The organism is Gangjinia marincola (assembly GCF_039523415.1).
Classification (GTDB): Bacteria; Bacteroidota; Bacteroidia; order Flavobacteriales; family Flavobacteriaceae; genus Gangjinia; species Gangjinia marincola.
Genome location: NZ_BAAAFG010000008.1, coordinates 1 through 1,791, shown reverse-complemented (window position 1 = coordinate 1,791; position 1,791 = coordinate 1). Strand labels below are relative to the sequence as shown.

Here is a 1,791-nt window from a genome sequence, read left to right as displayed (position 1 = left end):
TCGATGATTTTTGAATCCGATTTAGCGAAATTGATTATAGCTTCTTGAACTTCAATTCTGTCTTTTTTCGAGTACATTTTTTTTGTATTGCACACAACGGTTTGTATAAGCGTAGTGCGACCGTTTAGGGAGCATTATCGCTTATACTTTGTTGGGCGTTCGTTTTCTTAGGACATACAGATTACAATCCAAGTATTTGGTAACTTCCGTATCATACAAATCTTTCCAAAAAGCTGCTCTTGTCTTAAGCCAATCTATGTCTTTATCTTCTGTGTTATTATGGCAGTATTGAAGGATATTCTGTAAAAAAGTCTCTTCAAAAATGTCCCAATCTCTCTTTTCGACCTTTTCAGTATAAACAATATCAAAATCTAGATCAGCGCATATTTTTCTATTCTTAATATCAGGATTATATACATCTGTTGATATTCCTAACTTCCCAAGAAATTCAGTAGTAGGCTGGCTCTTCCAAGTTAGCTCCGAAACAATGATAAATCCATTTTCCTTAGTGATTCTATTTAGTTCCGAAATTGTATTATAAAAACCGCCAAAGATATGAGCAGAACCAAAGCAAATAGAACACTCGAAGGTATGTACATCTAAACGTAGAAGATACTTCGCAGCATCTTCATTTACCACTGTAATCTGCTTACTATCAATTCCTTGGGTTAGATAATTATCTATTTCCACTACTACCCCTTGAAATCCCTTAGCTGTCACTATCTTTTCTGTGAAGTGACCTTTCCCTGCCCCAATGTCTATAACTGTACCTTTTCCTTCTACTTTTAGATAGGGTATTATTTTATCTATAGTTGTTACTGGAAAAGGACTATTATGAATGAGTGAGGAAGTGCCAATTCTTGAATATTTAAACTTATTCATTTATTCGTTTTTCTTAATGACGCCCAACGGTCTCGGCTATGAACAGTTGCGTGTGTTAGCACGGACGTTCGCAAGTAAACCGCAAGCTGAAAATTCCGCAGGAATTTTCAGGATAAGCCTGTAACAGCAATTGTTTATAGCCAATGTTGTGCAACGTTTTTTATTCATAATCAGGGATATTCATTCCCAAAATCAAATTCCTGTTCGCTGTCCAAATTCCATTTTCCTTTTCAAGTTTTACAATTCCAGAACCACCTCTGTTTTTCTGGGATTTTCTTTTTTCGGCAGTTAGTTTTGGGTCGCTTTCAAAAAAATAGCTGTCAATATAATATGGGACAGTATTTGGTTCTTTTACGTAAATGTGAATATGTTCAGGCTCTTGAACTTTTGGATATGGTGCAGGTCTGAAAGTTTGAAAAGTAAATTTTCCATCTTTGCCGGTTTTAAGCCATCCACGGTATTGTCCGTGAGTTTTTTCCCAACCAATTGGATTTTCACTTGGTTGATAAATTCCGTTCCTGTCTGTGTGATATACGTACAGTATTATGTTTTCCGCAGGCGTTTTTCCGTCTTTTTGAAAGACAGTTCCCGTTATTTTTACTTTCGGTTCGTTATTTTCAAATTTCGGTAAAGTAACCATTGTTTTAGGTTCTAATTCCAACAATTTATAATCCAAAACTGCTTCGCAATCTTGACAAGGTCCGCCAACTTTTCTTTCAGATTTAGATTGTCCGTTACAGGAAGTGATAATCAAAGTCATTAATACCATACCTAAATATTTTTTCATTCTCGATGGTTTTTCAAATGTTGCACAACGGTTTAGGCTATGCGCAGTTGCGTGCCTTAGCCTTGTCTTCCCAAAGATACCCAAACCATAGAAAATTTTGCAGAAATTTTCGGGTGAGCAAG

The 1,791-nt window shown here is 36.0% G+C and carries 2 protein-coding genes; both read right to left on the bottom strand.

Going from position 1 to position 1,791, the window contains the following annotated elements; all coding sequences use genetic code 11:
- Nucleotides 1–141: 141 nt before the first annotated feature.
- Entirely contained in the window at nt 142–882 is a 741-nt protein-coding gene (locus ABD000_RS04600) for an rRNA adenine N-6-methyltransferase family protein (RefSeq protein WP_343764446.1), read from the bottom strand.
- A gap of 160 nt (nt 883–1,042) precedes the next feature.
- On the bottom strand, nt 1,043–1,791 hold a 749-nt coding region (locus tag ABD000_RS04595; protein WP_343764444.1), incomplete at its 5' end, for a dioxygenase family protein.